Genomic DNA, 6,125 nt, shown 5'->3' on the forward strand with positions numbered 1-6,125 from the left:
CCGGCCTTCTGCCGCAAGCGCGCGATGCTCTCCTGCGCCTGCGCGAGCAGGGCTTCCACGTCGACGCGGGTGTGGCGGCCGTTCTCCTTGTGCACCACGCCGTCCACCATGACGAAGTCGACATTGGCGGGCTGGGCCGCATGGGTGAGCATGAAGTCCACCGTACCGGCAGGCGCGGTGTTGATCGCATCGCGGCGCACCGCGATCACGTCGGCGCGCTTGCCGGGCGTCAGCGAACCCGTGGTCTGCGCGATCCCCAGGCCGCGCGCGCCGCCGATGGTCGCCCATTCGAGAACGCGCCGGTCCGTCAGCGCGCCCTGGTCCTCGCGCAGGCCGCGCGCGAGGTCGGCGGTGATCCGCATGACGCCGAACATGTCGGCGTGCCCCGCCAGCACCATGTTGTCGACCGAGAGCCCCATCTCGACGCCGGCATCGGCCATGTCGGCGATGGCGGGCCGGCCGTAGCCGACCTCGAGTTCCGTCCAGGGGCTGATCGAGATCGGCGAGCCGCTTTCGGCGACCAGGCGCAGGTCGTCCCGACTGGCATGCGTGGCGTGGACGAGTTGGACGTCCGGTCCGAGCAGCCCGTCGCGGTGCATGACGACGATGTTGCCCATGGCCGCCGCCGCCCGGTCGGAGGCAACATGGGCGGTGATCGGCAGGCCGAGCGAGCGCGCCGCTTCCCATTCCCGGCGCCAGACCGACGCGGCCGAGCGGTCCGGCCCGCGCGCGCAGATGCCGAGCGAGAGGAGGCCGGCGCTCTCGCGGGCGAAGTGCCGATCGCGCATGCGCTCCAGGTCGGAAAGGTCCATCGCCGCGTCTTCGCCGAGCGCCTGCGGATAGCCGTAGGCGAAGCGTCCGCGCAGGCCGGAAGCGGCGAGCGCCTCGCGCTCGGCTTCGGCGAAGTCCGGCCCTTTCACGTTGTGCGCCCAGTTGTGGACGGTGGTGATGCCGGCGTGGATCGCTTCCGCCGCGGCGAGGCGCACGCCGAGGGCGCTCGCCTCCGGCGTCCAGGCGCGGGCGAGCGGGGCCATGGTCTTGCCGAAGGGGCCGAGCCGGCTCTGCGGCAGGCCGCGCGCCAGCGAGTTCCACATGTGCCAGTGGGTGTCGACGAAGCCCGGCATGACGACGCAGCCGCTCATGTCGCGGCGCACGACCCCCGGCGCCGCGATCGCGGCGGCGACCCTCACGATCGCGCCGTCGCGCACGTGCACGTCGCCCCGTTCGAGATCGCCGACCGACGGATCCATGCTGACGACGAAGCCGCCGGAGAGGACGACCTCGGGCGGCCCGCCCGCCGCGCCGGTCGCCTGGGCGGAGCCGGCACGGCCGGGAAGCGTGGCGGCGGCCAGGAAGGCGCCTGCGGACAGGAGAACGTCGCGGCGGCGGGCGGTCATGCGGGGTCTCCGGATTGGTGGCGGGATCTGGAAAGGGTGCGGGCGCCGCCGGGGACGGCGGCGCTCCGGCACCAAGCGTCCATGTCCGGCACGGGGCGGTGCCGCGGGGCGATCGTTCGGCGGTCGCGCGCCGGCGCGACGGCTCAGCTCGGTGCGGCGTCCAAGAGAAGGCGCCGACCTTCGCCGAGCGGTCGGGCAAGGGATTCCGCCCAGATCGCGTTGAGCGGCTCGTTGTAGGGCTGCGCGAGATGCGCCTCGTGCGCCGCCGCGTTCGTCCAGCGCTCCATGATGAAGAAGGTGCCTTCGTCGTCCTCGTGGCGGTAGACGTCGAAGGCGAGGTTGCCCGGCGCGGCGCGCGACGGCTCGACCACGTCCAGAAGAGCCTGCTGGAAGGCTTCGCGCTTCTCCGGCTTGACGTGGAGGGTGACGGCGACGTTGCGCGTGGCGGCCGGGTCCGTGATCGGCTTTTCCGGCGCCATCGGCGAGAGGCGCACCAGATGCAGCTCCTGCGGCGCGCCGTTCAGGTCGCTTTCGATGCGGTCGACGACGGCCTGGAGGTGCGGCGTCTGGCCATGTGCCTCGACCGCGGCCTCGTCGGCCCAGCGCTCCATCAGGAGCAGCTCGTTGCCACAGTCCGCGCGGCGGTAGGCGTCGAAGGAGACGTTGCCGGCCTCCGCGCGCGAGGCGCGCGCGTTCGCGCGCATCACCGCCAGGAACCCGTCCATCGCCCCCGGTTTGACGGAGATCGAGGCATAGAACTCGATCGGCGTCGGCGCAGCGTCCTTGGCGGACGCCGCCCCGCCCGGGGACGCTGCGAGAAGGAGGGCGGCAGTCCCCGCCAGGGCCGCGTTTCGGATGGCTGCGTCGAGCGTCTTCGTCATGTCGCGTCATCCTCCGTGTTCTTGTCCGGCCTCGTCGGATCGAGGGCGGTGACAGGGCATTCAAGCGGGCGAGCCGGGCATCGTTCCTGGCAGTCGCAGCAAGGGATTGTTGCGAAAACGGAAAGTCTGCACGTTGCTCCGGCCTTACACCGGCAAGGCGCGACGCTCACGAGTTCTCGAACAGCCCGAGATCGGCATTCTCTTCCACGACCTGAGCCAGTTCCAGCTGAAGGAAGTCCATCAAGGCGCGCACGCGTCGGGGCTGGTGGCGGCGTGCGGGATAGACCAGGTGAAGCCAGCGCTCCCGGCTGCCCCACCATTCCGGCAGAATCCGCACCAGGCGCCCGCTGCGGAGGTCGGGGATGAGGTCCCAGACGGACTTCAGCGTGATGCCGCCATCGGCCAGCGCGACGGCATGGGCGATCTCGCCGCTCGTTCCGGTCACGGTGCTGGGGACGTCGATCTCGACGGCCTCCTCGCCGCGCCACATCGGCCATCGCCGCGGCGGCGGCAGGCCGATCGTCAGGCAGCGATGATCCTGCAAGTCCTGCGGATGGCCGGGGACGCCATGCCGGGCGAGATAGCCCGGCGAGGCGCACAGGATCCGCGCATCGGGGGCCAGCCGCCGCATCACCAGAGCGCTGTCGGTGAGGTCGAGCTGGCGGACGGCGAAGTCGAGGCGATGCTGGATCAGGTCGTCCATCTCGTTGCTCGCCATCAGCTGGACCGTCACGTCCGGGTGGCGGTCGAGGAAGAGGGGAAGACGCGGGGCGATCTGGCGATGGGCGAAGGCCACGCCGGCGGACAGGCGGATGATGCCGCTTTCGGTCTGCCGCAGACGCACGTCCTCGGCCGCAGCGACGGCATCCAGCACGTCGCGGCAGCGATCGAGGAAGACATGCCCTTCTTCGGTCAGCGCGAGTTTGCGGGTCGAGCGCTGCACCAGCCGCAAACCGAGTTCCGCCTCCAGTTCCTTCAGTCTTTTCGAGACCAGCGTGAGGGAGACGCCCAGCTCGCGGGCCGCGCGGGTCAGGCTGCCGACGCGTGCCACGGCGTCGAAGACCCGAAGGTTCTGGATGTTGTTCAGCTTGACCACGGAAAGCTCCGAATCGGCACGACCCGAGATCGGGGGTGACGCCGGAGCTATCGGCCCCGACCCGAAACCGTCAATTCTTCCCGTTTCGAGGATTGTGCATTGCGAAGACGGCCTGCAACGACGGCGCGGCGGAGGCGGTTCTCCCGACATGCAGCGATCGATACCGTCTCGTCCCTCGCCGCGTGCCGCTTCCAAACGACAGGCAGGGCGCACCATGGCCGAAACCAGCACTTTCAACACGCAGCGATCCGTCGATCGCGAGACGGCCAACCGCATCCTGGCCTCGACGGTGGATGCGGCGCACGAGCGGAACTGCGCCGTCAGCGTCGCCGTCGTCGATTGCGGCGGCCATCTGGTCGCGTTCAACCGGATGGACGGTGCCTTCCACGGCAGCGTCGATGCCGCGATCGGCAAGGCGCGATCATGTGCCGGTTTCCGGGCGCCGCTCCAGGCGTTCGGCAAGCTGGCGCGAGACAAGCCTTGGCTCGGCGATCTGCCTGGCCTGATCCCGCTCGGCGGGGCCGTACCGCTGACGCATGCCGACGCGTTCGTCGGTGCCGTCTCCGTCAGCGGCGACACCGAAGAGAGCGAACAGTCCTTGGCCGAGTTCGCGGCCAAGACCTTCGCAAGTTGGAGCTGAAGCCATGACGCAGGACACCCGAACGCCCCAGCCGCGCGGCATCGAGCATGTCGGACTGACCGTCCCGGATATGGAGGCGGCGGTCCGCTTCCTTCGCGATGTCTTCGGGGCCGAGGAACTCTACGCCCTGACCAGGAAGGAGGCCGCGCCGATCGGCGGGCCCGAGGTCAGCGCGGTGAACGGGATCTCGCCCACCAGCGTGATCCGCGACCTGCGCATGCTGCGCCTTCACAACGGGCCCAACCTCGAACTCTTCGAGATAAGCGAGGTGCATCGCCCGACGCCGACCGGCATCAACGACATCGGCCTCCACCATTTCTCGATCTACTGCGACGACGTGGCGGCAATCGCGGCCAAGGCGCGGGACTGTGGGGCGCAGCTTCTCGAGGGTCCCTCGCCGTTGAGCTCCTACGAGGCCGGAGACGGCAACGCGATCCGGTTCATCCGCACGCCCTGGGGGATGCTCATCGAACTGATCCAGATCCCCTCTCCGGGCCGGGAGATCGCACGCCGCTGGCTCCCCAGCTCATAGGATCGCGTGCGTCGAGAGCTGCCGGCTCCTCGATCCCATTCGGCCGAGCGCTCGACGACGCCCCCGTCGCGACCTTCGGCGCCGACACGCCGCGGCCACCTCGCTCGCCCCATAGACGGCAAACCGAGGACGCGAACGCCTCCCTAAGGAGGCCGCCGCCTCGAGGCGGCACCAGAACCGCAGGCACAAGATGTCCCATGCCCACCTGCCGACCGCCGCAAGAGCGTTCATCCCAAAGGCCGAGCGAACGCGCGTCAACGTTTCACTCATCCTCCTGACGCTCGCACTGGGTGCCTTCGCTTTCGGAACCGCCGAGTTCGCCGCCATGAGCCTCCTTCCGGAGATCGCCGCGGATTTCAGCCTCGGCGAGCCTGCTGCGGCACGCGTCGTCAGCGCATACGCCATCGGTGTGGTCGTCGGCGCGCCCCTCATCGCGTTTCCGCTGGCGCGCGTATCGCGGCGACGCCTGTTGATCGGCTGCATGGCGTTGTTCGCATTCGGCAACGGCTTGAGCATGATGGCGCCGTCCTTTTCGACGCTACTGGTTTTCCGTTTTGCGAGCGGCATCCCGCACGGTGCCTATCTCGGCATTGCCGCTCTCACGGCCGCCTCCCTCGTCGAGCGTGACAAACGTGCCAGTGCCGTGGCGACGGTCATCCTCGGCCTGACCCTCGCCATGATCGTCGGCGTCTTCGCCGTGACGGCGCTCGGCCAAGCCTATGGATGGCGCTGGGCCTTTGCCTCGCCGGGTCTTCTCGCGGTTGTGGTGACGGGGCTGTGCATATGGCAGCTTCCGCAGGACATGCCGGATCGCCGAGCGGGTGCCTTGACTGAACTCAAGGGGCTCTGGAACCGACAGATCTGGCTCGTGCTTCTGACCGGCGCCATCGGCTTCGCAGGCTTCTTCGCCGTCTATGCCTACACGGCGTCCATCCTCGTTGCCGTCACGGGGCTGGAGAAGCGGTGGGTTCCGATCATGATCGCGCTCTATGGGTTTGGCATGACCGGTGGAACCTTCGTTGCCGGACGGCTCGCCGACCGAGCTCTGTTGAGAACGCCGGTGATCTTCCTGTCCGCCGGTGCACTGGCCCTCGTCGGGTTCGCGCTCGCGGCCGAGAACGCGTGGACCGTCGGGCTTGCCATGCTGGCCGTCAGCTTCTTCAGCGCCACGAGCGGTGTGCTTCAGACACGGCTGATGGATGTGGCTGGAAACGCCCAGACAGCGGCGGCGGTCTTCAACCACAGCGCCTTCAACGTGGCGAATGCGATCGGCCCATGGCTTGGCGGCATCCCCATCGCACTGGGCTACGGCTTTTCCTCGGTAGGCTTCGTCGGTGCGGCGCTGTCTCTTGGCGGTCTCGCCATCTGGCTGCTGGCTTGTGCCGAGAGCCATCGAACGCGGACGCCAGCATCGGCCCGGAGGTGAGGGCAGCTGGAACTGATGCGGTGGATGCCCCCACCGAACGGCATCTCGTATGCCTGACGGTTCAATCGGAACCGATCGAAGGGGTTATTGACGACGACGAAGATCAGCATGCTGGCAGTCGATCTGTCGAAGGGTAGCGTCCAAGTCTGCGCG

6 protein-coding genes are annotated in these 6,125 nt (G+C 68.9%); 3 read left to right on the plus strand and 3 right to left on the minus strand.

Annotated elements, in window-relative coordinates; translation table 11 throughout:
* The 3 genes from E4V01_RS25010 to E4V01_RS25020 form a co-directional block, all read right to left on the minus strand.
* The coding region (locus E4V01_RS25010) for an amidohydrolase family protein (RefSeq protein WP_135300250.1) at window positions 1-1,397 on the minus strand (1,397 nt) is incomplete at its 3' end.
* A 143-nt stretch (window positions 1,398-1,540) separates the two neighbouring features.
* A complete protein-coding gene (locus E4V01_RS25015) occupies window positions 1,541-2,278 on the minus strand; it encodes a putative quinol monooxygenase (RefSeq protein ID WP_135300251.1) in 738 nt (245 codons plus the stop codon).
* Window positions 2,279-2,444: 166 nt separating this feature from the next.
* Complete coding sequence (locus E4V01_RS25020; protein WP_193763312.1) at window positions 2,445-3,374, minus strand: LysR family transcriptional regulator; 930 nt, start codon at window positions 3,372-3,374, stop codon at window positions 2,445-2,447.
* Here E4V01_RS25020 and E4V01_RS25960 point away from each other — a divergent pair.
* The 3 genes from E4V01_RS25960 (at window position 3,358) to E4V01_RS25035 (ending at window position 5,972) form a co-directional block, all read left to right on the plus strand.
* A complete protein-coding gene (locus E4V01_RS25960) occupies window positions 3,358-4,014 on the plus strand; it encodes a heme-binding protein (protein ID WP_193763313.1) in 657 nt (218 codons plus the stop codon). The genes E4V01_RS25020 and E4V01_RS25960 overlap by 17 nt on opposite strands.
* A gap of 4 nt (window positions 4,015-4,018) precedes the next feature.
* The gene (locus tag E4V01_RS25030; protein ID WP_193763314.1) at window positions 4,019-4,546 is read left to right on the plus strand and encodes a VOC family protein; all 528 of its coding nucleotides are present in this window, start codon (window positions 4,019-4,021) and stop codon (window positions 4,544-4,546) included.
* Window positions 4,547-4,736: 190 nt separating this feature from the next.
* Window positions 4,737-5,972, plus strand: coding sequence for an MFS transporter (locus tag E4V01_RS25035; RefSeq protein WP_135300254.1), 1,236 nt, complete (start codon window positions 4,737-4,739; stop codon window positions 5,970-5,972).
* The last annotated feature ends 153 nt before the right edge of the window (window positions 5,973-6,125 follow it).

The sequence above is a fragment of the Methylorubrum sp. Q1 genome (assembly GCF_004683995.1).
Lineage (GTDB): Bacteria > Pseudomonadota > Alphaproteobacteria > Rhizobiales > Beijerinckiaceae > Methylobacterium.